This window comes from Acinetobacter sp. FB, assembly GCF_056033405.1.
Map to the genome: position 1 here is coordinate 450,846 of NZ_CM148502.1, position 24,916 is coordinate 475,761.

Here is a 24,916-nt window from a genome sequence, read left to right on the forward strand (position 1 = left end):
CCGCTCGCTTAGCTTTTTACTGAGCTTTCAGCATTTTTAACTTGAGCATCAATGGTACGAGGCTCATTGAGTGGTGCAGCAACTTCATCTTCTTTAATAGACTTTTTGAAATCTTTAACAGCACCACCAACATCTTTGCCTAAATTTTTAAGCTTTGATGTACCGAATAGTAAAATCACGACAATTGCAAAAATAACGACGTGCCAAATTGATAAACCAGCCATAATTCTATTCCTATATAACTTTGGTTATATCTCAACAGTTTGGCATGACAAAGATGTGACACTTATATTGCAATTTTGCGACAAAAAATTATGAGATTAAGTAGATTGATGGATGATTTTTTACTTTTTGGTTTGTAATCCATGTCTCGTTGAGGTGAGTTTTTACTCATTATTCAGTATTTTTATTCAATCTAGATTTAAATAATTTACCCTAGGTTTTAGCTAGGGCAAATGATCTTTAAATCAAACTTGTTTTAAACAGCTGCATTGCTTGACCACGGTGACTGATCTTATTTTTATCAGCTTTGCTTAGTTCAGCACTTGAAAGATTGAGTTCTGGTAGCCAGAACAATGGATCATAGCCAAACCCATTCTCACCGCGCGCTGCTTCTAAAATCTCGCCTTTCCAAATGCCTTGAAAGATTTGTGGCAATGGATCTTCCGCATGTGTGACCAGTGCTAATACGCAAACAAACATGCCCTCAATCACTTCGCCGTCTTTACGGAAGGGTGCAAGATCAGCTAAAAGTTTTTGGTTATTAGCTGCATCATTACCATGCTCGCCTGCATAGCGCGCTGAATAAATTCCTGGTGCACCACCTAAGATCGGGACACACAGTCCAGAGTCATCCGCAAGTGCAGGCTTGCCTGAAAGTTTAGACGCATGGCGTGCTTTGATAATGGCATTTTCAACAAAGCTGAGACCATCTTCGATGGCATCTTCAATATCGAGTTTGCCTTGAGGAATGATCTCGACAGGAAGATTAAGTTGTTGAAAGAGATGTTCAAATTCGACTACTTTGCCTTTGTTGTTACTTGCAAGCACAAGGTTGCCTTGGTTGAGCCATGATTGGGTAGACATATCAGTTTCAGATTAGTTTAGATTGAGTGGAATTTTAGGGGGTTTTTATTGAATTAGGTAGTGTTGAATTATCGCATTCTAAAAGTTAAGAGGAATTGCTTTTTTTCCATATCTTTAACTCTGTGTAGATAAGAAATCTTTTAAATCGTTTATGAAATCTTTAAATACAGTATCTGGTTCAGAAGGCGTATATCCTTCAAAACTTAAGTAGAACTGGTCATCATAGTAATTTAATAACTCAAAAAGATCTTCATTCTCTACAGCCTTAGATAAAGCCAAGAGCTTCTGAAGAAAAGGAAATAGAAGCTCTTGGCTTTTGACTAACTCTAAATGTTTTTCAATATAATCTTTTAAGAGGTTATTGACTGATTCCTTTGTTAAATCTGTATTAAATAGACTTCGGGATAATTGATTAAAATAGGTTCTAACTTGCTCTGGTGTTGATAGAAAGCATATTTCTAAAGCTAAATCATTCGATGAATCTTTTTCTAATGTCTCAATTGCCCACCTTTGGATTTCCTCTAGTGTTATTGTTTCCAATTCTAGTTTTGCTTTGAATATCGCCTTTTCTATATCGCTCATTTAATAAACTTAATTAAATATTAATGTTATCAATATAATAAAAAACCGACTCTTACAAGTCGGTTTTTCTATCAATCAATAGATCTAAGCAAGATTATTGCGCTTGAATCCATTTATCAGCACGGTCGCGTGCAGTACGAATCTGATCTTGAGTTAAGTTTGCGGCCAACGCTGTTTTCTTACCTTCAGAAAGGCTGATCACTTTGGTATCCAGCATACCGTCACGTGTTGAAAGCTCATACCATTGGTAAGCACCAACATAGTTTTTCTTTTGTTCTTCCATCATCGCGAGATTAAAGCTGGCACGGTTATCGCCATTACTCGCAGCTTTCTCGAAATATTTACGCGCCAAAGCTTCATCTTTCTTCGTACCGATGCCATCTGCATACATACGACCGACATTTAACTGTGCAGCAGATAAACCTTGATCTGCTGCTGCTTTAAATAAAGAAAAAGCTTGTTTCTCATCTTTAGCAACGTCTTTACCATACTGATAACGTGTTGCTAGATAAAATTGTGCCCCAGCTTGACCAGATTTTGCTGCGCTTTGTAATTCACTGATACTCATCACTGAATATCGTGCTGCCTGTGTTGCAACTGATTGGGGTTGAGCAACATAGTCAGCATGCGCTTGTATACTGATCAGACCAAATAAAAATGTGCTGATAAATGTCTTTTTCATAGAGCGCTCACTCGATAAATTGCGACTTCACCAAATAGGTTCGGCATATGCTTACTGAGCACACTACCTTGTTGGTCACCATTAACGGCAAGTCGATTAATAATTTTAATCCGATTCTCAGCACATAAGGCTTCAAAGTCACGGAAAGTACATAAATGAATATTCGGGGTGTTATACCACATATAGGGTAAAGCTTCCGAAACAGGCATTTTACCTTTTAATGCAAGAAAAGAACGTGTCTTCCAATACGCAAAGTTTGGAAAGGTAATAATCGCCTGTTTGCCAACACGCACCATATCACGAAGTAATACATCAGGTGCATCTACAGCTTGCAAAGCTTGTGCCATGACTACAGAATCAAAAGATTGGTCGGCAAAGCGGCTTAAACCTAAGTTTAAGTCCTGTTGAATAATATTTAACCCCCGACTGATCGCAATTGCAATCTTTTCTTGATCAATTTCTAAGCCATAAGCACGAATATTGTGCTGTTTGCTCATATGAGCCAGTAATTCACCATCACCACAGCCTAAGTCTAATACACTAGAGTTCGGACTGATCCATTTTTCAGCGAGTCGTTGATCTATTCGCATTAGTGCTGCTCCTGCGGTGTAGCTTGCAACTGTTGTTCTCCACCTAAAAATGCTCTTAATGTTTTCACATAGAGTGGGATAGGGAACAAGAACGAATCATGACCTTGTTCCGCATCAATATCTAAGTAACTGACGGGCTTATGATTATCAATTAAAGCATCAACTAATTCTTGTGAACGACTTGGACTAAAACGCCAGTCAGTCGTAAATGAAACCACCAAGAATTGGCACTTCGGTTGACTCATTGCCTTTGTTAATGAATGTTCATATTCACGAGAGGGATCAAAGTAATCCAAGGCCTTGGTCATAATCAAGTAAGTATTTGCATCGAAATTACGGCTAAATTGTTCACCTTGGTAACGTAAATAACTTTCCACTTGGAATTCGACATCAAAACCATACATAAATTTGCCAGATTTCAAATCACGACCAAATTTCTGTTTCATGGCTTCTTCAGACAAATACGTAATATGACCGACCATACGTGCCAAAATTAACCCACGTTTTGGATAACTATCATTTTCCAAATAACGCCCATGATGGAAATCTGGATCAGAGAGAATCGATTGGCGAGCAACTTCATTAAAGGCAATATTTTGAGCTGATAATTTTGGTGCACTGGCGATAATGACACATTTTTTTAAACGATCAGCATAGTCCAATGACCATTGTAGTGCTTGCATGCCACCTAACGAACCACCAATCACGGCAAACCAAACATCAATTCCGAGACGATCAGATAACATGGCTTGGGTCTTTACCCAGTCACGAACAGTGACTAATGGAAAATCTGGGCCATAAGGACGATTTTCATTTTCAGGGTTTGGCGATGTTGGGCCTGTTGAACCATTACAACCACCAATATTATTTAAGGAAACAATAAAAAAATGATTGGTATCAATCGCCTTGCCGGGACCAATACAGCTATCCCACCAACCTGCTTTTTTATCATCTGCATGATGATAACCAGCAGCATGATGATGCCCAGATAATGCATGGCAAATTAAGATTGCATTGGATTTATCTGCATTAAGTGTTCCATAGGTTTCAACCATCAAATCAAAACGTGGCAGGATACGCCCACATTCAAGCTCTAATGGTTGCTCAAATTGAAATTTTTGTGGTGTGACTAAACCCACTGAATCCGATGGAAAAGACACTGGAATGATTCGCCTTGTATAAATCTTTGATCAATAATAAAAGGATACCAATTCAGGTATCCTTTCAAAAGTCATTTTTTCTGATATTACAACTCAGCTTTGCTTAAACTGCCGCAGCAGCAACTTGCTCAGTTGTAAGTACGCCTTGTTCAATTAAACGATTGGTACATGCAATAATCGCTTCAATTGATGAGGTGACAATGTTGTCATGAATCCCTGCACCAAAGGCATTTTTACCTGTGCCTTTGACTTGAAGTTCAATCAAGGCAAGTGCTTTAGCATTTGCACCAGAACTGATACTACGTTCTTCATAATTTACAACATCAATTGGCAATTGTAACGCATCAAGCATCGCCGAAATTGGGCCGTTACCTTCACCGCGTAAACGTTGTACTTCACCATCAATTTCAATGTCTAATTCAATGATTTGTGTACCATTGATATCTGACAATTGATAATGCTTGGTTTGATAATGGCTATTTTTCACATCCACATAGGTATTTTGGAATAAGGTCCAGATTTCATGTGCACTGATTTCTGTACCGTTTTCATCAGTATGTTGCTGTACGATTTGGCTGAACTCGATTTGTACTCGGCGTGGTAAAGCAACGTTGTAATTCGATTCCAATAAGTAGGCGATACCACCTTTACCTGATTGGCTGTTGACACGAATTACTGCATCGTAGTCACGACCCAAGTCTTTCGGATCGATTGGTAAATATGGCATATCCCAGATTTCTTCATTTTTCTGGAATTCGAAGCCTTTTTTAATCGCATCTTGGTGTGAACCAGAGAACGCGGTAAAGACTAAATCACCTGCGTATGGATGACGAGGGTGAACTGGTAAACCTGTACATTCTTCAACAGTTGCAATGATTTCATTGATATTGGAGAAGTCTAAGTTTGGCGCAACACCTTGGGTATACATGTTCAACGCTATCGCAGCAACATCGACGTTACCTGTACGTTCACCATTACCAAACACGCAACCTTCAACACGATCAGCACCCGCCATGATCGCCAATTCAGAAGCAGCGATACCACAACCACGGTCATTGTGACAGTGAACTGAGATAATCACGCCATCACGACGTGCCAAGTTACGGTGCATCCATTCGATTTGATCGGCATAGACATTTGGCGTTGATACCTCAACCGTTGCAGGCAAGTTCAAGATCACCTTATTGGTTGGAGACGCTTCCCAAATTTCCGTGACCGCATCACAGACATCTTTGGCAACTTCCAATTCTGTTGCAGAAAAACACTCTGGACTGTACTGGAAAATCCATTCAGTTGCAGGGTATTGTGCTGCGTATTCTTTAACTTTATTTGCTGCATTAATTGCAAGTTGCTTTGCGCCGTTTGCATCTACATTCAACACTTTTTGACGGAATGTTGGTGAGTTTGAATTGTAGATATGCACGATCGCACGTTTAGCATCAACTAACGCTTCAAAAGTACGCGCAATTAAATGATCTCGAGCTTGAACCAAAACTTCGATATACACATCTTCTGGAATCAAATCTTCTTCAATTAACTTGCGAGTAAAGTCAAAGTCAATTTGAGATGCTGAAGGGAAACCAATTTCAATATGTTTGAAGCCGATTTTAACCAACATGTGGAACATTTTTAATTTTTGATCCATATCCATTGGTTCAAAAATCGCTTGGTTACCATCACGAAGATCGGTGCTCATCCAAATCGGTGCTTGGTTAATTTCGTTATTTGGCCATTGACGATCTGGTAAATCCACTCGTTGATACATACGGCGGTATTTTTTGCTTGGGTCAGCCAACATCATGAGATAACTCCTTGTTGTAGCATGGTTGCTGTTTCAAAATAAATGCAACGTACTACGAATATATATGGTGTCTATAAGAATTAATTTAAAGCGAATTCGGGGATCGAGTGCCTAAAAAAGTAGGCGAAAAATTTATACGCGCGCGAGGCGCAGCATCAGGAGAGCAGTGAGTAGTTTTATATCAGACGGATGGCTAAAATCATCACTCGTTTTCATCATTTACCGTTCAAAGCAAAAGTATTGGGTTTTGCAGTTATCTTAATCACCTAATTTGAATCAGTCTAGGTGAAAATACAAGCGACTGCAGTGGTCTATAATTTATTTTAATTCGAATGGATGGGAAATATTTTCCTATTTTTTGCATAAAAATAAAATTTAAAGAAAATATTTCCCGTTAATATGCTTAAGGCTGATAAATATAGTCTTGATTAATGTCCTTTATGGTAGCGGTTCCCATGAGTGCCATCGTAATTTCAAATTCTTCTTTTAACATGCGGATGACATGAGCAACACCTAAAGCGCCTGCTGTTGCTAAACCATAAATATAAGGTCGTCCAATCAATACTGCGTTTGCACCTAATGCAATTGCTTTAAAGACATCTGTACCACGTCGAATTCCACCATCTAATAATACAGGGTAATCAGGAGGAACAATTGCACGAATTTTTTGTAATGCAACTAAAGGTGGAATAGTCGTATCTACAATACGCCCACCATGATTAGAAACAATAATCCCAGACACACCATGATCGAGGGCTTTCTGAGCATCGGCAGGATGTAATATTCCTTTTAAAATTACAGGCAAATGTGTATTTGCAATCACCCATGCAATATCCGCCCACTTAGGTGCAATTTGCATTAAGCCTTGAAATAGTTGGCTTTCGGATGGTGATACATCAGGAAAACTTAAATGGGTAGGAGTGTGTGGATGTTGCATTTCTTCTGGTAATTGAAAGAATAACTTACGTTCCCGATCTCGGATACCCACGTGGGGGGCATCGACCGTAATCACAATTGCACGATAACCTGATTGTTCAGCTTGTTTGATTAAGGTTAAAGATTTTTCTCTGCATCCTTGCCAATACAATTGAAACCATTTATACGGGTTTTCTGGCTTCAACTGTGCCATATGTGTGTTTGTGAATGTACTTAATACAAAGTTACTTTGCATAAGTTCAGCTGCGAGAGCAGATGCAGCTTCTGCTTGAGGATGAAAAAGTGCTTGATGGCCAATCGGTGCAAGAAAAATAGGATGCGGATATTCCATCCCAAATAACTGAAAACGAGTATTACCTTGTGTTAAGTCGTTTAGAGGTCTAGGAATCAATTGAATATTTTGAAATTGTTGACAATTATTTTGCACGCTAATTTCATGCATCGCTCCACCACTTAAGTATCCCCAAATGTCCTTGCTAACATGGTGCTGAGCTTGCTGTTGATAGTCGGAAATTGTTTGAATATACGAAGGAATAGTATTCAAAGCGGGTGTAGGGATCTGCTCATGCATTATAAATCCCCCCATTGCCTTAATAAATTATGATAATGGCTGGTTAAACTAACAACTTCTTCTGTATCGCCCAATTGTTGTCTTAGTTTGATAATGGTCATGTCTAAATTGAATAGTATCGTTCGCTGCCAGTCATCTTTAACCATGCTTTGAATCCATGTGAATGCTGCGATTCTACGTCCTTGAGTCACAGGTTCAACACGATGCAAACTTGTTGCTGGGTAAACAATTGCATCTCCTGCATCGAGTTTCACTTCATGGCTGCCGTAGGTATCTTCGATAATCAGTTCCCCACCTTCATATTCATCAGGTTCAGATAAAAAGACGGTGATAGACACATCAGTACGTATCATTTGCCCTGTTTTTGCAGAATATTGAATCGAATTATCAACATGGTTGCCATAATTGCCTTGATTTTGATAGCAGTTAAACATTGGCAATAACGTATGTTTAGGGAGGGCAGCTGAACGCAAAAGCAGATTTTGTTGTAATGCACTCAAAACAGAATGGCTAACAGATTCATATACATCGCTCTGTATATCGACTTGTAAATTATTTTTAATTTTTTGTGCTTGTGGACCTGCACTATGAGTACCGTCAATCCAAACTGATTGTTGTTGTATTTGTTCGCGTAGCTCAGCAACTTGATGCTTATTGAGTACTTGGGGGATATGCAACATCATATTTTGAATCTTCCAAAAAATACAACCTGTCAAAAATTATAGCTTTTTTGACAGGCTGTGTTCATTTATTCAATCATGATGAATTAAATAAAATGACTTAGAATTTGTAGTTAAAGGTTAATGCAGCAGAACGTGGCTGACCAAGTACGAAACGACTACCGCCATTATTTAAAGCACTAATGTAATCTTTATCAGCTAAGTTGTAGACATTTAGATTCACAGAAGCATTCTTGTTAAAGCTATAACCCGCCATTGCATCAAATACAATATAAGATGGAACTTTAGGCATATTTGCTGGAGCTGTACTGTCTGTGATCACACGTTTTTGTTCATCAACATAACGTGCGCCTAGGCCTAACTTAAAACCTGCAATATCATAGGTTGTCCATAATGAAGCAGTCCAGTCTGGAGACCAACGTACCGAATCGGTGACAGTTTTTTCACCTGTCGTAGTATTGAAACTTTGTTGATTTTTTTGCTTAGTTTTCATATGAGCAACGCCCGCAGAAATATTCCAAGCATCTGTAATTTGACCAACGACACCAAGTTCTACGCCTTGAACACGTGTTTTGCCTTCTTGAATAGATTCTTTCGTAATTGGATCTTGGGTAAACTGGTTTTCATTCTCAGTATGATAAATCGCACTAGTTAATGCTAATTTATTCTTTAATACATCCCATTTTCCACCCACTTCATAGTGATTAGTTTTTTGTGGTTTAGCTGCTGAACTATTAGCTCCTGTGTCCGATAAGCTAAAGTTTGCACTTCCTGGCGGAGTCAATGATTTAGCGTAAGACACATAAAGGCTGCTATTTTCGGTTGGTTTGAATAAACTACCTAATTTCCAGCTCACCAAAGTATCGTGTGCTTTGAGATGAGTGGGAGTTTTAGTAATCGCAAGGGTGGTTGCATTCGTTGCAACAGCTAAAGCCTCATAATCGGTATGATAGTAATCAAGGCGTACGCCACCATTAAACTGTAAACGATTATCTAATAGTTTTACCGTATCAAATAAATAAGCTGCGGCTGTTTTGGTTTCACCATCACTATATGCACCTGTATAAACCAATTCAGGCATTACATCATAATGGTTAGGATTATAGAGATTCGCAGCAGGCGTTGTAGGAGCTTTTGTTCCTGGTTTTTGGGTAGATAAGGTACGTGAGATTTGTTGTTCTTGTAAAAACTCTAAGCCAGCAACTAAATCATGTTCAACAGCACCAGTTTTAAAATTAATATTCAAATTTGATGTATTCGCAAGGATTTTATTTTCTTGATCTACGCCTTGATGGGAACGAGAAATTGCCCATGTATCTCTATTATTAGGGTCAAATGACCCATAGTTAAATTTGTAACTATAGCTATTATCTGGATTAACGGTAACTGTAGCTGATGGAGCATTAATTGCATTAATTCCAGTTAATGCTCTTTTCATGCTGGTTTTACCTAATCTAGAGATATTGGTAAATTTGATATTTTCACTAAAGTCACTTTCGATTTTAGCTGAAATCATATCCGAGTTAATATCTTCATAGTCATTTACGCTTCCATAAAAGTTACTACGATCAACTTCAGGCGCATTTTGTAAAGCTTTATTCACTTTCTGCATATCAGCAGAGTTATTAATAGCTTCACGAATTTGATCTCTTAACGCAAGATTTTTATCGTTTGCGTAGCTAGAGGTATATCCATAAAAGCCTTTCATACCTACAGTTGGAATACCGCCATCAGGAATATTATTCTGACGAATATGTTGAGAATACAAATACAGACGAGTATCGCTGTCTAATCCGAATGCAATTGATGGCGCAATTGCCCAACCGTTATTTTCTATAACATCTCGACCTTCTACACCACCATCTTGTCCCATTACGTTTAAGCGGATCGCGGTACTTTCGCTAATTGCCTGATTAATATCAGCCGTTAAACGTGCATTTTCTGCTGTATTATAACGTGCAGAGACTTCACGGCTATTTTCAGCTTTAGGTAATTTAGTGACTAAATTGATATAACCAGAAGCAGAGCCACGACCAGCTTCAGCACCTGAAGGACCTTTGACAACTTCAATTTGCTCAAAGTTAAATACATCACGACTTACAGCACCAAGATCACGAATTCCATCTACATAAGTCGAAGTTTGAGTTGAAAAACCACGCATTTGGAAAGTATCGCCTGCACTGGTATTTCCATTTTCACCCATTTGTAAGGTAATTCCAGGAGTATTTCGCAATGCCTCCACTAAAGAAGCAGCCCCTTGTTCTTGTAAAATTTCTTTTTTAATTACTTGAATCGTTTGAGGTGTGTCCACTAAAGGTTGTGTGTACTTTGGGGAACTAACGGTATTGGCTTTATAGATCTCTTGCGCTGTCACTTCAATGGTTGGAAGTTGAGTCACTTTTTCTTCTTTAGTTGCCGCATGACTGACCAAAGGTAGACTTGCTGCAAGTGCAACTAACGGTGTTGTACCAATATGTTTACGGCTTTTGATTTTTGCCATGAGAGAACCCCCGAAATTAAACAGATGAATGACAGAGCTTTTGATCTTTTTAAACTTTTACAAAAAGTGTAGTAAAAGTGAGTGGATTGTTAAGCTGTGTAACATTTTGCGAGAAGTCTAATGATAATTATTATTATTATCAATTGTGATTTTGGCCATATAATGAATTGTATAGGCTTAAACATATGATATTTATAATTTAATTTTATAATTGGTATTACGGTTGTTTTTGATAATGAGAATCAGTATTAACGATTGATTTATTTAATGCTATGTTTTTTATACTTAAATGATTATTTTAAAATTGTTAGTTTGATTTTTAGGTTGAGAATTTAAATATTGTTTTTCTGGCAAATTAGGAAAAATAGGGAATTTTAATCATCTGATTTTGTATATCCAGAAAGTTGTCATATAATGTGGCACTTTTAAAAATGTTACTACTAACTATATATCGAGGAAGCCATGCAAGTAACGACTGAAGCGGTTTCGGGCGTTGCCCGTCGTTTAAATGTTTCTGTACCGACGAGCCGTGTTAACGAGCAATTTGAAGCTCGCTTAAAACGCACTGCCAAAACTGTGAAGATCAACGGCTTCCGTCCAGGTAAAGTGCCTTTAAATGTTGTTCGCCGTGAATATGGTGCGAGCATTTATCAAGAAGTTGTGAATGACATCATTCGTGACACAGTATTTGAAGCAATTCAACAAGAAAAAATCAATGCGGTCGGCATGCCGAACATTGAAAAAGTTGAAAACAAAGATGATGCTTTAGTTTTTGAAGCAACTGTAGAAGTTTATCCAGAAGTAGAAGTGAAAGCTTTTGCTGACTTAGAAGTTGAACGTAAATCATCAGAAATCAACGATGCTGATGTTGATGTAATGATTGAAAACTTGCAAAAACAACGTGCTTCTTGGACTGAAACTAAAGGCATGGCGAAAAAAGACATGCAAGTGACTTTCGATTTTGAAGGTACAGTTGATGGCGAGAAGTTTGAAGGCGGTGCTGCTGAAGACTTTAAACTTGTTCTTGGTTCTGGTCGTATGATTCCTGGTTTTGAAGATGGCATCATCGGGATGAAGAAAGGCGAAGAGAAAGTGATTGATGTTACTTTCCCTGAAGATTACCAAGCTGAAAACTTAGCGGGTAAAGCAGCTCAATTCAAAATCACTGTGAAGCTTGTTGAAAAACAAAAACTTCCAGAGATTGATGCTGAATTCTTAAAAATCTTTGGTTTAACTGAAGAAGAAGGCGTAGATAAGTTAAAAGCTGACGTTCGTAAAAATATGGAACGTGAAGTTCGCAACGGTCTTCGTAACCAAGTTAAACAAGCTGCATTTGATGCACTTGTCGCTGCAAACGAAATTGAAGTTCCAGCTTCTATGGTTGCTCAAGAAATTGACCGTCAACGTCAACAAATGATTCAACAGTTCACTCAACAGTTTGGTGCTCAAGGCGCAGGTGCATTTGATAGCAGCATGCTTCCAGATGAATTGTTTAAAGAACAAGCTGAAAAATCAGTGAAGCTTGGTGTATTGGTCAGCAAAGTATTAGCTGATGCTAAACTTGAAGTTGATCAAGCACGTGTTGAAGCTTACATCGATGACATGGCTTCTTCTTATGAAGATCCAACAGAAGTTGTTGAATACTTCAAAAATGATAAACAACAACGTGCTCAAATCGAAGCAGTTGTGTTAGAAGACCAAGTTGTTGATCATATTTTGGCTGCTGCTAAAGTAAATGATGTTCCAGTAAGTTACGAAGACTTATTGAAAGAACAACAAGCTCGTCGTGGCTAATCTTTTAAAAGTTCAGAAGAAAGGCGCTTAATGCGCCTTTTTTTATCCGTGTTATGAAAGTGTTAATTTATCGAAAAATTGCCAGCTTTTAGTCTAAATAGTCGAATATTTAGGGTTGAACCTTTTGCAATTTCAGCGATTATCCCTCATATTGTTGGCATGATCGAGTCACAATAATTTAGGAATAAATAAACATATGTATGTTCCAACAATTGAAAATGCTTTAGTTCCTGTAGTCGTTGAGCAGTCATCACGTGGTGAGCGTTCATTTGATATTTTCTCACGTTTGTTACGTGAGCGTGTGATCTTCTTGACAGGTGAAGTGGAAGATAACATGGCGAATCTTATCGTTGCGCAGATGTTATTTTTAGAAGCTGAGAATCCAGAGAAAGATATCCATCTTTATATCAACTCACCAGGAGGCTCAGTAACTGCTGGTATGGCAATTTATGACACTATGCAGTTTATTAAGCCAGATGTTGTTACATATTGCATGGGACAAGCGGCTTCAATGGGTGCATTCTTATTGAATGCGGGTGCTAAAGGAAAACGTTACTGTCTTGAAAATGCACGCGTGATGATTCACCAACCACTCGGTGGTTTCCGTGGTCAAGCGTCTGATATCGAAATTCATGCACGTGAAATTCTTTATATCAAAGAGCGTTTAAACCGTCTGATGGCTGAGCATAGCGGTCAAGATTATGAAAGAATTGCACGTGACACAGATCGTGACAATTTTATGACTGCACAAGCAGCTAAAGAATATGGTTTAGTTGACCAAGTATTAAGCAAACGTCCCTAGTTTTTAAGATTTAAGTTGTGGAGTAAATATGTCCGAACATCCTCAAGGACAAAAGCATTGTTCATTTTGTGGTAAGACACAATCTGAAGTTGGAAAATTGATTGCAGGTGAGGACGCATATATTTGTAATGAGTGTGTGGATGTCTGCTTAGATTTAGTGCAAACCAGTCAACAAGTTGAAGCAGGTGACTGGGCGACTAAAGCTTTGCCTAAACCACATGAGATACGTGCTGCGTTGGATCAATATGTCATTGGACAAGATGTTGCAAAGAAAACACTATCTGTTGCGGTCTATAACCATTATAAACGTTTGAAAGTTGGTCAGTCGCATCATGCACATCAAGATATTGAGATTGCGAAAAGTAATATCTTGTTAATTGGACCAACGGGTTCAGGTAAGACCTTACTTGCGCAAACTCTTGCACGCTTATTGGATGTTCCTTTTGCCATGGCAGATGCAACGACACTCACAGAAGCGGGTTATGTGGGTGAAGATGTTGAAAATATCGTACAAAAGTTATTGCAGAAAGCGGACTACGATGTAGAAAAAGCGCAGAAAGGTATTATCTATATTGATGAGATTGATAAGATTACCCGTAAATCGGAGAATCCATCAATTACTCGTGATGTATCAGGTGAAGGTGTACAACAAGCATTATTGAAAATGATTGAAGGCACCGTTGCTTCTATTCCGCCACAAGGTGGTCGTAAGCATCCGCAACAAGAATTCATTCAAATTGATACCTCAAATATTTTATTTATTTGCGGTGGTGCATTCTCTGGTTTAGAGAAAATTGTACAGCAACGTCAAGAGAAAGGCGGTATTGGATTCACGGCTGATGTGAAGAATAAGGACGACAGTAAAAAAGTCTCTGAGTTGTTCCGTCAAGTTGAAGCAACTGATTTAGTCAAATTTGGTTTGATTCCTGAGTTTATTGGTCGTTTGCCTGTGATTGCAACTTTAGAAGAATTGGATGAAGAAGCATTAATGCAAATTCTGACAGAGCCTAAAAATGCATTAACTCGCCAATATCAGTATCTTTTCACGATGGAAAATGTTGATCTTGTTTTTGATGAATCTGCATTGCGTGCTGTAGCGAAGAAAGCACTTGAACGAAATACGGGTGCGCGTGGCTTACGTTCAATTTTAGAAAACGTTTTGCTAGAAACCATGTATGACTTACCAAGTCGTAGTGATGTGGGGACGGTTATTGTGGATGAAGCTGTGATTAATGGCACAGCTAAGCCAACATTTAAAGCTGAACGTTTACCACAAGTGACAACACCTGAATTAGTTGAAAAGAAAGATTTGAAAGTTATTGATTCAAAATCTGCTTAATTCTCATTCATCTAAAAAGCATGAAAGGTTAGACTTTTCATGCTTTTTTTATTTGCAATTAATTAATGAGGTGTTAATCTTAAAAATTGGAAAATCCGCATAGTTTTGCGCTGTTAAAAAATAAATCCAAGAAAACGCCTTGAGGGATATCATGCGTTATTTAATATTGTCATTATGTTGTGCAGGGGTGTTGGCTGGCTGTCAAAGTCATAAGGCGGTTGAAGAAAATTCGACAGTACTCACAGCGACTTTACCTCCAGTAGATACAGCAAAAGAACCAGGGCTATCTGATCAGTATCATGTTGGTGGTTTTACCATAGGTGGATGGGTCAATCAAAAATTAGGTCAATATTACACACCGATCAAACCACAGAATGAGCAAGCGGCAGTGGTATATCTATATCGACCAGATACGCGCTGGAATCGCCAAGAAATTGCTGCTGCAAATTTATTTATAAACGGCCACCGAATTCCAAGCCTGTTACATAATCATTATTATTGGGTAGAATTACCAGCTGGGACATATCGTCTGAGTGTTAGCCGTCCATTGGCAGGGCTACATTTTCAAAAACCAAAATATGTAGATTTTACGGTTGATGCTTCACAAACGTATTTTATCAAATACGATGAAGAAAATAAGATTTCTCGTAGTGAACATACGGGACCATTTATGATTATGCCTGATAAAGTTGCACATCAGGAAATCGCATTTACACGTTTAAAATCATCGAGCTATAACTTTGTAGCACAAGATGCCTCAGGTAAAATTCGGTCTAAGCCCCAAGAGTTAAAGCCAGCTAAGTATGATGAAAAGTCTGAGGTACTCTTGGTTAAGCCATTTAAACTTTGGAATCCATTGACGTGGTAGTCGATATTGAGCAGCGTTTATTCATCTTGAATTAAGGGTTTGATGATGCTTAAAAGCTGCTCTTTGAGTTTTAAATTTTGCTCAGGATCATTTAAGGTCTTTTGACTTAAACTATTCATGTATTGAAAAACATTGCTACTAATTGTTAAATTTTTTTGGTTGATTGATTTTCCTTCTGGCGTTCGCAAAAATTTTAAATAAGCTTGTACTTCCTCTTCACTCAGTGTTTCTGCATAAATTTGCTCAATTGCTTGTAATGTTTCAGGGCGCATAAACATTTTTGAGCTTGTGTCTTTTAATAATTGACTGAGTTCTACAAGTGCTAGATGTTCTTGATTGGTTGTTAGTCTCTCTTTACCTAAAATTTTTAAAAGCATACTTTCAGCTTCAGAGTCTAACGCAGGCTGCATTTCATCTAAAGATGAATGTAAAAGGTTTTCTAAATCACTGAGTTTAATTAGTTCTTTTACAGATTTTTTTTGAGCAGGACTGGCAAATGTATTTTCTGTTGCCATGACACAGCAGAGACTTATTATTAGGATCGATATTGTTTTATTCATCTTGTTATCCTTATTGTTTTTTATAATTTAACAGATGCTTTAGGCAAAAAAATAGCCGAATACGATGATTCGGCTAAGATTATTGTATAAGTATTATTGAGCGGCAGCATCTACCACTGGAATCTTACCGATTTTCGCTTGCCAGATTTTTGGTGCAGTGGCATGGATCGAAGTACCATTCACATCAACTGCAACAGAGACAGGCATATCTTCAACTACGAATTTGTAGATTGCTTCCATACCTAAGTCTGCAAAAGCAACAACTTCAGCTTCACGAACTGCTTTAGACACGAGGTAAGCTGCACCACCAACGGCCATTAAGTAAGTTGCTTGATTGTCTTTGATCGCTTCAATTGCAGCAGGACCACGATCCGCTTTACCAATCATACCGAATAAGCCAGTTGCTTCTAACACTTGACGAGTAAACTTATCCATACGGGTTGCTGTTGTTGGGCCTGCAGGACCAACCACTTCATCGCCAACTGGATCGACTGGACCCACGTAGTAAATGAATTTACCTTTTAGATCGACTGGAAGTTCTTCGCCATTATTTAACATGTCGACCATGCGCTTATGTGCAGCATCACGACCTGTATAAATTGTACCGTTCAATAATAATGTATCGCCTGGCTTCCAAGCATTCATTTCTTCTTGAGTAATGGTATCAAGGTTGACACGCTTCGAATGAGACGAATCCCACGTTACAGCAGGGTAGTCTTCAAGTTTTGGTGCTTGAATATGTGCAACACCAGTACCATCTAACTGGAAGTGTGCATGACGAGTCGCAGCACAGTTTGGAATCATACCGACTGGCTTACCTGCCGCATGACATGGGTAATCCTTGATTTTAATATCAAGTACTGTGGTTAAACCACCAAGACCTTGTGCGCCAATACCCAATGCATTCACTTTCTCGAAGATCTCGATACGAAGTTCTTCCATTTTACTTTGTGGGCCACGACGAAGTAATTCGTCCATGTTGATTTCTTCCATAAGTGCTTCTTTTGCAAGCATCATGGCTTTTTCAGCAGTACCGCCGATACCAATACCGAGCATACCTGGTGGACACCAGCCTGCGCCCATAGTTGGAACCGTTTTAAGTACCCAATCCACGATCGAATCAGATGGGTTGAGCATCGCAAGTTTAGATTTATTTTCTGAACCGCCGCCCTTCGCTGCAACGGTAATATCAACTTTATTACCAGGAACGAGTTTATAGTGAATCACGGCAGGGGTATTGTCTTTGGTATTTTTACGACCAAAAGCTGGATCTGCTAAAACAGAAGCACGGAGTACGTTTGAGTTTTCTAGGTAACCTTGGCGTACACCTTCGTTTACAGCATCATCCAAGCTCATGGTTAAATCAAATTTAACGTCTAAGCCAACTTCAAGGAAAACGTTAACGATCCCTGTATCCTGACAGATTGGTCGGTGACCTTCAGCACACATACGTGAGTTGATAAGGATTTGGGCAATAGCATCTTTTGCAGCTTTGTTTTCTTCACGATCGTAAGCACGGCTCATCGCTTGGATGAAGTCTTGTGGGTGATAGTAAGAAATAAACTGCAGGGCATCCTTGATTGATGTAATCAAGTCATCTTGTTTGATGATCGTTGTCATATCAAATTTCTCTTGAGCGGGCGATTAGCTGGCGGGCTAAATTATATGACAAAAAGGAATCAATGTGGGAGTTTTAGCTTAGATTTGGCTAAAGGTCTAAAGCGAAGCTTTGATCTAAATTGCATCAACCAAAGATGCGCTTTGGATTTTAGTTTTTTCTCAGTTGAGATGGGCTACAGCCAAACTGTTTTTTAAAGCGATGGCTAAAATGGCTGCTGGAGCTAAATCCATATTGCACAGCAATCTCTGTCAGATTCGCTGTGGTCTGTTCAAGTGCTTGATGAGCGCGCTCGAGACGGCGTTGCATCACATATTGATGCGGTGGCATCTGCATCGATTGTTTAAACATATGCGCAAAATGATACTCGCTGAGTTGCGCTTGTTGCGCCAGATCAGACAAGGTCAAACTCAAATGGAGATGTTGATCAATCCATTCCAATAACTGCTTAAGCACATAAGGCGAGAGTCCCCCTTTGACTTCAGGTGCTTGCCATCGGGCATGACTGTAATTTTTGATCAGATGATTGAGTAATAGCGTCGTAGCCGTACTCATCTGCAAATGGTTTTCACGATCTTGCCATGCGCCATTGAGTAAAAAGTGTCGATAGATCATCGAAATTTGTGGGTCAGCCACAAAAATTTGTGGGTTTAAAATGATCTGACTTGGTTCCCGATCCCAGACTTGTTCGGCCACACGTTGTAAGTGCTGTTCAGTATAGTAAAGATGTACGAAGGTGAGTGGATCACGTAAGTCCCAAGTCGATTCGAAATCTTGTGGCATCAGGCACATACGGTCAGGGCCACCGCCATTGTGCCAGCCTTGCTGGGTTTTTTGATAGCTTTCATAACCGCCCTGAATATACATACTCAAAGTGTGGTGATTGCTACAGACGCTGACACGGTCTTGGTTATTTTGCCACATGGCCAACTGCATACCCGAACCCAGTTCTACCGAGTCGAGCAATTGCGCTTTATATTGCTGTAATTGATCTAGAATCTGATATTTCATCTTCTATACACAGTGCCAAATATGATCCAGTTTAGTGTAGAACTTTCAGCCAATTTTGTCATCTGGTCAAAAAAATTCTAGAAAAACGCAAATCCATGACAATCACCGCAAGATGGTGCAAGTAATCATGACCGCAAAAGCAGCAAAATAGTCGTCGAGGTAATTGAGTTTGGTTTTAGTGATATGAATGCGCTGTTATATGCTTTGGTTGTGGTGATTTGGGGAACCACATGGATTGCAATTAGTCTGCAACAACAAAGTGGAATATCAGCCAGTGTTGCAGTGTTCTGGCGTTTTTTTATTTCAGCAATGGTGTTATTTGCTTTTGTTGCTTTGAGCCGCAAGTTACAGAAGCTGGCTGGTAAAGATCATCTGTTTTGTATGTTACAGGCCTGTTGTATTTTTGGCTTTAACTTTGTCTGTTTTTATTATGCGGTGCAATATATCAGTAGTGGTTTAGAGGCCGTCATTTTTTCTATGGCCGTCATTTTTAACACCATCAACGCCAAACTCTTCTTTGCCCAGCAGGTGTCGACACGCTTTTATCCTGCGGCCTTATTAGGTGTACTCGGGATTATTGCCTTGTTTTGGCATGACGTGGTTGGCACGACTTTAAATCGTAATACATTGATTGGTATCGGGCTGTGTATTTTAGGAACTTATGGTTTCTCTTTGGGCAATATGATCAGTACGCGCCATCAAAAACATGGACTGGATATTTTTACCACCAATGCCTATGCCATGTTATATGGTTCGTTGTTGATGGCATTGATTTCATGGTTTAGACAAGATGAGTTTTTCCCAAGTATGCAATTCAGTGCAGTGAGTGCTTTATTGTATCTCGCTATCTTTGGTTCAGTGATTGGTTTTACTGCTTATTTCTATTTGGTCGGACGAATTGGCGCAGGTAAAGCCGCGTATAGCACCTTGTTATTTCCTTTAGTGGCATTGCTGATCTCGACAGTATGGGAAGATTATCACTGGCAAATGAATGCAGTGATCGGAGTGATCTTGATCTTATGTGGTAATGCAATTTTCTTTGTGAAAATTCCGCAGTTAAAGCGTTTAGGTTCTTCAAAAAATGCTTGATTGATGAATAAAAAAGCCATTAACTTTTGAACGAATTAATGGCTTTAATATAACGTTATGAGTTTAGTCTTGTTGTTTTGCCTGAATCGCCGTTAAGGCAATGGTAAATACAATATCATCAACCAGAGCACCGCGAGACAAGTCATTCACAGGTTTGTTTAAACCTTGCAGCATTGGGCCGACACTTACCACATTCGCTGCACGTTGTACAGCTTTATAGGTGGTGTTACCAGTATTGAGATCAGGGAAAATAAATACATTGGCACGACCCGCAACTTTAGATTCAGGTGCTTTTTGACGTCCAACGCTTTCAACTGAAGCCGCATCATATTGTAGAGGCCCATCAATCAGTAAATCAGGACGACGTTGTTGGGCGATCTTGGTTGCTTCAGCCACTTTTTCAACATCGGCACCTGCGCCTGACGTGCCTGTGGAATAACTGATCATGGCAATACGCGGATCAAGACCAAAGGCTTTAGCAGAGTCTGCAGATTGAATCGCAATTTCAGCAAGCTGTTCAGCATTTGGATCTGGATTAATTGCACAATCGCCGTAGACATAAACTTCATCAGGTAACAACATAAAGAAGATTGATGAAACTAATGAATAGTTCGGGGCTGTTTTAATCAATTGAAATGCAGGGCGAACGGTATTGGCAGTGGTATGGATTGCGCCAGATACTAAGCCATCGACTTGATCAAGTGCCAACATCATTGTACCAAGGACTACTGTATCTTGTAGCTGTGCTTTTGCTTGTAATGCATCTAGCTTACCTTTGCGTAATTCAACCATAGGTTCAATATATTGATCACGAATACTATCGGGATCAATAATTTGCAGATCAGCTGGAAGCAGAATACCACGCGCTTTAGCAACTTCAGCAACAGCTTCAGGTTTCGCTAATAAAATACATTCAGCAATACCGCGTGATTGGCAAATCGCTGCGGCTTGTACAGTACGAGGTTCATCACCTTCAGGTAGTACAATGCGTTTTTTCGCAGCAATCGATTTTTGTACCAGCTCGTAGCGGAATGCAGATGGAGATAATCGTGGATTCAGGTTGTTCTGAGTATGTTGATCGAGCCAACTATTATCAAGATGGCTTGAAACAAAACGCGTCACTTGTTCAGCACGTTCAATATCATCTACAGGAATTTCATTGCCAAAATGATATAGGCGTTGTGCTGTTTCTAATGTGTCTAGCGAAGTGTGTAAAATCGGTAGGCCTTGTTTAATAGCACCTTGGCAGAATTCTAAAATATTCGCGGCTGGAGCTGCTTGTTCAGCTAAAACCAAACCCGCTAAAGGAATTCCATTACTGCTTGCGAGACTTGCTGCAAGTAGAGCATCTGTACGTTGAGATGCGCTAATGATGAGTTCGCCAGCAACAAATTTATGTAATTCGGCTTCAATATCAGATGCGATTAAACTGGTATGTAAAATACGGCGTTGTTTTGCTTCACCTTCATTTAACCACGTACCATTCACAACAGTGGCAATATCTAAGCTACGCGGTACGCTTAGAATATTACTGAATGGTACTAAACCAATGATAGGTAATTCACTTGTGCCAATAAAACGATTGTAACGTTGTAATTGTATTGAAAATTCAGCTATTTGCTTATCTAAACGCAAACTTGGATCAAGTGTGACAGGAATTGCTGCTGTACCATCAGGGAGACCTTTGGTTCGCATAAATAAAACGCCTGTGGTGCGTGCTGATGCAGCACCTCCGAATTGACGCAAATGTGCATCAACTTTTTCAGCTGTTTTACGTGGGTCAGCTAAATCCGCTGTGCTGACCAAAACGACTTGAGCATCGAGTGCTTGTGCGAGTGCGGCATTAATTTCACTTGCAAAGTGATCTTGTCCATTTGGAACAAGTCCTTCTACAATAATCACATCGTGATTGGCTGAGATTTTACGATGCAGTGCAACAGCCTCTTCGAGTAGCTCATCTGTTTCACCTAAACCAAGAAGCTGGGTGAGCTTTTCATAAGCAATCGGTTCAACAGATTGATGTTGAAATAAATGACGATAAAGTGTTGCAGTGCGATCAACGGTTGAATCTGCTAATTGAGAAAATGGTTTAAGAAAACCAGCATTAATCCCTTTGCAGTCTAAAGCGTAGATCATTCCTAAACAGGCAGATGTAAGACCAACCCCTTCACCTGTTGGAATCAGTAAAATCGTATTCATAAGAACCTTAAAATTTATCTAAATTTTTGTGAATTAAGCGAGCTGTTCAACGACTTGACGCGTTTCTTTCGCAATGCGTCCTTCTTCATCTGTAGGTACAACCCAAATCTGTGGACCTGTGCCATTATCGATTCGGCCTTCAGTGCCGCGTGCTAAAGCATTATTTTTTTCTTTGCTGAATTGCAAGCCAAAATGAGGTAAGTAAGCTAATGTTTTTTCACGAACATAAGCTGAATTTTCACCAATACCCCCAGTGAAAACCAAACCATCTAAATGCGGCAAACCACAGCTCAAAGCAGATAATGATTTTGCTAAACGATAGCAGAACACTTCAATTGCAAGTGCTGCCCCTTCATGACCATTATTCGAAGCGTCAACTAAAGTACGCATGTCGTTTGACAGGCCAGATAAGCCAAGCAAGCCACTTTCTTTATTCAACATACTGTCAATTTTCTGGATACTCCAGCCTAAATTACTTGCAAGGAATAAATGTAAGCTTGGGTCAACATCGCCACTACGTGTTCCCATCACTACACCTTCTAATGGAGTCATGCCCATAGAAGTATCAAGACTTTGACCATTCCAAACGGCACAAGTTGAACTACCATTGCCTAGGTGGGCACTGAGCCAGCCCCCTTGATTTTTTGCACCCGCGAGTTCACTTGCACGTTCAGTCACATAAGCGTGGCTTGTTCCATGAAAACCATAGCGACGGACATGGTGTTCAGTATATAAGTTTTGCGGTAAAGCATAACGATACGCATGTTCAGGCATGGTTTGATGGAATGCAGTATCAAATACAGCAACCTGAGGTAATTCAGGGAACAAACGCATGGTTGCTTCAATCCCAATCAAATGTGCAGGATTGTGCAAAGGTGCAAGTGGTGTTGCAGCTTCGATGCGGCTTACAATTTCAGGTGTTAATAGTTCTGCTTTGGTTAAATTGCCACCATGAACAACACGATGACCAATCGCTTGTGGATTGTAGTTCGCTAAACGTGCAAGAAGAGTCTCAAGTGCTTTGGCGTGATCTGCATGTGGAATCGAAAGTTCAAGTGGTTCACCACCAATCGTAACGCCTTTGATACGCGCTTCAGCAGAACCTAAGTTTTCTGCTAATCCATAAATACGATCTTCACGGCGTTCTGAGATAAGCGCGTATTTGATTGAAGATGAACCACAGTTAATTACAAGTACAGATTTAGCCACGTTTGAACACCTAACAAATTTTGAATTTTATGACGAACAATTTTGATCTTGCTGCAACGTGTCGAGCAGAGCAATCACGTGCAATGTTTTAACATGGGTTGTCATATTGGCGAAGATAGACTTTAGCCTATACAACTGATTTATAATTGAATCTAATGATTATAGAGTGTAAATACAAACTTCTTAGGATGAATCTGTTTATTTTGATCAGTGTTTTTGTATGAAAATATGTGAAAACACGATAAAGATCAAATAAATGAGCTTTATCGTGCAGAGTTTTACTTGAATCTAAATGCCTTATTGGCGTATTTGACCATCACCAAATACGATCCATTTTTGAGAAGTTAGGCCTTCCAGACCAACTGGACCACGTGCATGGATTTTGTCTGTTGAAATTCCTATTTCTGCACCTAGACCATACTCAAAGCCATCAGCAAAGCGGGTTGAAGCATTGATCATGACTGAGCTTGAATCAACTCGTGCGAGAAACTCACGTGCTAGACTAAAGTTTTCAGTAATAATTGCATCGGTATGATGAGAACCATATTTATTAATATGTTCGATTGCTTCATCCATACCTGTAACGACTTTGATTGCAAGGATAGGACCTAAATATTCAGTGTACCAATCTTCTTCGGTGGCTGTTTTAACAGACTCACCTAAGATACGTTGTGTTTCCGCACAACCTCTTAGTTCAACTTGTTTATCTGCATATAGTTCAGCAATACTTGGCAGGAAATCTTCTGCAATTGCTTCATCAACAAGTAATGTTTCCATCGCATTGCATACGCCATAACGATGTGTTTTTGAGTTGAGCGCAATTGGTAATGCTTTTTGTAAATCTGCTTGTGCTTCAACAAAAACATGGCAATTGCCATCTAAATGCTTAATCACAGGAATACGCGCTTCATTCGTTACACGTTCAATCAAGCTTTTACCGCCACGAGGAACAATCACGTCTACAAATTCAGTCATCGTGATTAAGTGACCTACTGCTGCGCGGTCAGGTGTGTCAATCACTTGAACAGCATGTTCAGGTAAGCCTGCAATTTGTAAACCGTGTTGAATTGCGATTGCAATTGCTTTATTCGATTCAATCGCTTCTGAACCGCCGCGTAGAATAATGGCATTTCCTGACTTTAGTGCCAATGATGCGGCTTCAAGGGTAACATTCGGTCTCGATTCATAGATCATGCCGATTACACCTAAAGGAACCCGCATTTTACCCAGTTGGATACCTGATGGACGGTAAGCTAAATCCGTAATTTCCCCGATTGGGTCAACAAGTGCAATAACATCTTTTAACCCTTGTAGCATGCCTTTAAAGCGAGCAGGAGTGAGTTCAAGACGATCAAGAAGGGCAGAATCTAATTGACGTTGGTGACCATTTTGCATATCAATTTGATTGGCTGCTAAAATTTGTGCTTGATTATTTTCTAAAGCAGTATAAATTGCAGACAGAGCATGGTTCTTTAGATGCGTTGATGCGCTCATTAAGATACGAGACGCTTGACGTGCCTGAGTACCAACCTGTTGCATATAGTTTTGAATAGAATCTTGCATAGCATTTTGACGATTGCATATATTTATAATGATAGTAACAGTCAAATGCTGAACAATGAATAGGCTGAACTGATAATTCAAAAAATTATAGATTGTAAATTTTGAGCAGTTCGTTTGATTTAAAATTGAATTTACAAGCTGATTACATATTTTGCAAAATATTATTGATCTAAACAAGATAAGTGGTTAAGGAAATGATTGCGTATAAATCATGCATTTGTATAGAATGAAAAATGTATAGGATAAATGTAATACAAATTTTATAAATTTGTTAAC

Annotated in this window: 21 protein-coding genes; 5 read left to right on the forward strand and 16 right to left on the reverse strand. The window is 39.2% G+C overall.

All coding sequences use genetic code 11. The annotated features are described in order from the left end of the window. Positions 1-8: 8 nt before the first annotated feature. From AC0JIQ_RS02185 to AC0JIQ_RS02230, 10 genes are all read right to left on the reverse strand, one after another. Positions 9-224 (reverse strand): Sec-independent protein translocase subunit TatA, encoded by a 216-nt coding sequence (locus tag AC0JIQ_RS02185; RefSeq protein ID WP_004660425.1) that lies wholly within the window; start codon positions 222-224, stop codon positions 9-11. A 238-nt stretch (positions 225-462) separates the two neighbouring features. Continuing rightward, positions 463-1,086, reverse strand: coding sequence for an RdgB/HAM1 family non-canonical purine NTP pyrophosphatase (gene rdgB, locus AC0JIQ_RS02190; RefSeq protein WP_474202497.1), 624 nt, complete (start codon positions 1,084-1,086; stop codon positions 463-465). Between the two features lie 114 nt (positions 1,087-1,200). Then, the gene (locus AC0JIQ_RS02195; RefSeq protein ID WP_005318076.1) at positions 1,201-1,668 is read right to left on the reverse strand and encodes a hypothetical protein; all 468 of its coding nucleotides are present in this window, start codon (positions 1,666-1,668) and stop codon (positions 1,201-1,203) included. Between the two features lie 94 nt (positions 1,669-1,762). After that, positions 1,763-2,350 carry a tetratricopeptide repeat protein gene (locus AC0JIQ_RS02200; RefSeq protein ID WP_004660430.1) on the reverse strand — a complete coding sequence of 196 codons (588 nt, stop codon included), beginning with the start codon at positions 2,348-2,350 and terminating at the stop codon, positions 1,763-1,765. Continuing rightward, positions 2,347-2,940 carry a methionine biosynthesis protein MetW gene (metW, locus tag AC0JIQ_RS02205; protein WP_005219708.1) on the reverse strand — a complete coding sequence of 198 codons (594 nt, stop codon included), beginning with the start codon at positions 2,938-2,940 and terminating at the stop codon, positions 2,347-2,349. Before metW ends, AC0JIQ_RS02200 begins: the two co-directional genes overlap by 4 nt. Next, complete coding sequence (metX, locus tag AC0JIQ_RS02210; protein WP_004660433.1) at positions 2,940-4,100, reverse strand: homoserine O-succinyltransferase MetX; 1,161 nt, start codon at positions 4,098-4,100, stop codon at positions 2,940-2,942. The genes metW and metX overlap by 1 nt, the downstream gene beginning before the upstream one ends. Before the next feature lie 103 nt (positions 4,101-4,203). Next, a complete protein-coding gene (gene leuA / locus AC0JIQ_RS02215) occupies positions 4,204-5,901 on the reverse strand; it encodes a 2-isopropylmalate synthase (protein ID WP_005219710.1) in 1,698 nt (565 codons plus the stop codon). A 403-nt stretch (positions 5,902-6,304) separates the two neighbouring features. Beyond that, positions 6,305-7,408, reverse strand: coding sequence for an alpha-hydroxy acid oxidase (locus AC0JIQ_RS02220; RefSeq protein ID WP_474202498.1), 1,104 nt, complete (start codon positions 7,406-7,408; stop codon positions 6,305-6,307). Further along, on the reverse strand, positions 7,408-8,091 hold the full coding sequence (locus AC0JIQ_RS02225; protein WP_474202499.1) for a Fe2+-dependent dioxygenase: 684 nt from the start codon (positions 8,089-8,091) through the stop codon (positions 7,408-7,410). Before AC0JIQ_RS02225 ends, AC0JIQ_RS02220 begins: the two co-directional genes overlap by 1 nt. A 97-nt stretch (positions 8,092-8,188) precedes the next feature. Continuing rightward, complete coding sequence (locus AC0JIQ_RS02230) at positions 8,189-10,588, reverse strand: catecholate siderophore receptor Fiu (protein WP_474202500.1); 2,400 nt, start codon at positions 10,586-10,588, stop codon at positions 8,189-8,191. Between the two features lie 462 nt (positions 10,589-11,050). Here AC0JIQ_RS02230 and tig point away from each other — a divergent pair, with 462 nt between their 5' ends. The 4 genes from tig to AC0JIQ_RS02250 all read left to right on the forward strand — a co-directional run bounded on the left by tig (position 11,051) and on the right by AC0JIQ_RS02250 (position 15,391). Next, positions 11,051-12,382 carry a trigger factor gene (gene tig, locus AC0JIQ_RS02235; protein WP_046738411.1) on the forward strand — a complete coding sequence of 444 codons (1,332 nt, stop codon included), beginning with the start codon at positions 11,051-11,053 and terminating at the stop codon, positions 12,380-12,382. A 196-nt stretch (positions 12,383-12,578) separates the two neighbouring features. Beyond that, complete coding sequence (gene clpP, locus AC0JIQ_RS02240) at positions 12,579-13,184, forward strand: ATP-dependent Clp endopeptidase proteolytic subunit ClpP (protein ID WP_004660445.1); 606 nt, start codon at positions 12,579-12,581, stop codon at positions 13,182-13,184. A gap of 28 nt (positions 13,185-13,212) precedes the next feature. Next, entirely contained in the window at positions 13,213-14,523 is a 1,311-nt protein-coding gene (gene clpX, locus AC0JIQ_RS02245) for an ATP-dependent Clp protease ATP-binding subunit ClpX (RefSeq protein ID WP_004660446.1), read from the forward strand. A 151-nt stretch (positions 14,524-14,674) separates the two neighbouring features. Continuing rightward, positions 14,675-15,391 (forward strand): DUF2846 domain-containing protein, encoded by a 717-nt coding sequence (locus AC0JIQ_RS02250; RefSeq protein ID WP_046738410.1) that lies wholly within the window; start codon positions 14,675-14,677, stop codon positions 15,389-15,391. 17 nt (positions 15,392-15,408) lie between these two features. Here AC0JIQ_RS02250 and AC0JIQ_RS02255 read toward each other — a convergent pair whose 3' ends face one another. From AC0JIQ_RS02255 to AC0JIQ_RS02265, 3 genes are all read right to left on the reverse strand, one after another. After that, complete coding sequence (locus AC0JIQ_RS02255; RefSeq protein WP_474202501.1) at positions 15,409-15,951, reverse strand: DUF2059 domain-containing protein; 543 nt, start codon at positions 15,949-15,951, stop codon at positions 15,409-15,411. A gap of 93 nt (positions 15,952-16,044) precedes the next feature. Continuing rightward, positions 16,045-17,571 carry a fumarate hydratase gene (locus AC0JIQ_RS02260; protein WP_474202502.1) on the reverse strand — a complete coding sequence of 509 codons (1,527 nt, stop codon included), beginning with the start codon at positions 17,569-17,571 and terminating at the stop codon, positions 16,045-16,047. A 148-nt stretch (positions 17,572-17,719) separates the two neighbouring features. Continuing rightward, on the reverse strand, positions 17,720-18,580 hold the full coding sequence (locus AC0JIQ_RS02265) for a helix-turn-helix domain-containing protein (RefSeq protein WP_474202503.1): 861 nt from the start codon (positions 18,578-18,580) through the stop codon (positions 17,720-17,722). Between the two features lie 183 nt (positions 18,581-18,763). On the opposite strand from AC0JIQ_RS02265, the gene AC0JIQ_RS02270 reads away from it, so the two are divergent. Beyond that, a complete protein-coding gene (locus AC0JIQ_RS02270) occupies positions 18,764-19,669 on the forward strand; it encodes a DMT family transporter (protein WP_474202504.1) in 906 nt (301 codons plus the stop codon). Between the two features lie 63 nt (positions 19,670-19,732). On the opposite strand, the gene pta is transcribed toward AC0JIQ_RS02270, so the two are convergent. The 3 genes from pta to AC0JIQ_RS02285 form a co-directional block, all read right to left on the reverse strand. Then, positions 19,733-21,868 carry a phosphate acetyltransferase gene (pta, locus tag AC0JIQ_RS02275; protein ID WP_474202505.1) on the reverse strand — a complete coding sequence of 712 codons (2,136 nt, stop codon included), beginning with the start codon at positions 21,866-21,868 and terminating at the stop codon, positions 19,733-19,735. A 33-nt stretch (positions 21,869-21,901) separates the two neighbouring features. After that, a complete protein-coding gene (locus AC0JIQ_RS02280; RefSeq protein WP_474202506.1) occupies positions 21,902-23,077 on the reverse strand; it encodes an acetate/propionate family kinase in 1,176 nt (391 codons plus the stop codon). A gap of 297 nt (positions 23,078-23,374) precedes the next feature. Next, entirely contained in the window at positions 23,375-24,640 is a 1,266-nt protein-coding gene (locus AC0JIQ_RS02285; protein ID WP_005219728.1) for a glutamate-5-semialdehyde dehydrogenase, read from the reverse strand. Positions 24,641-24,916 lie beyond the last annotated feature (276 nt).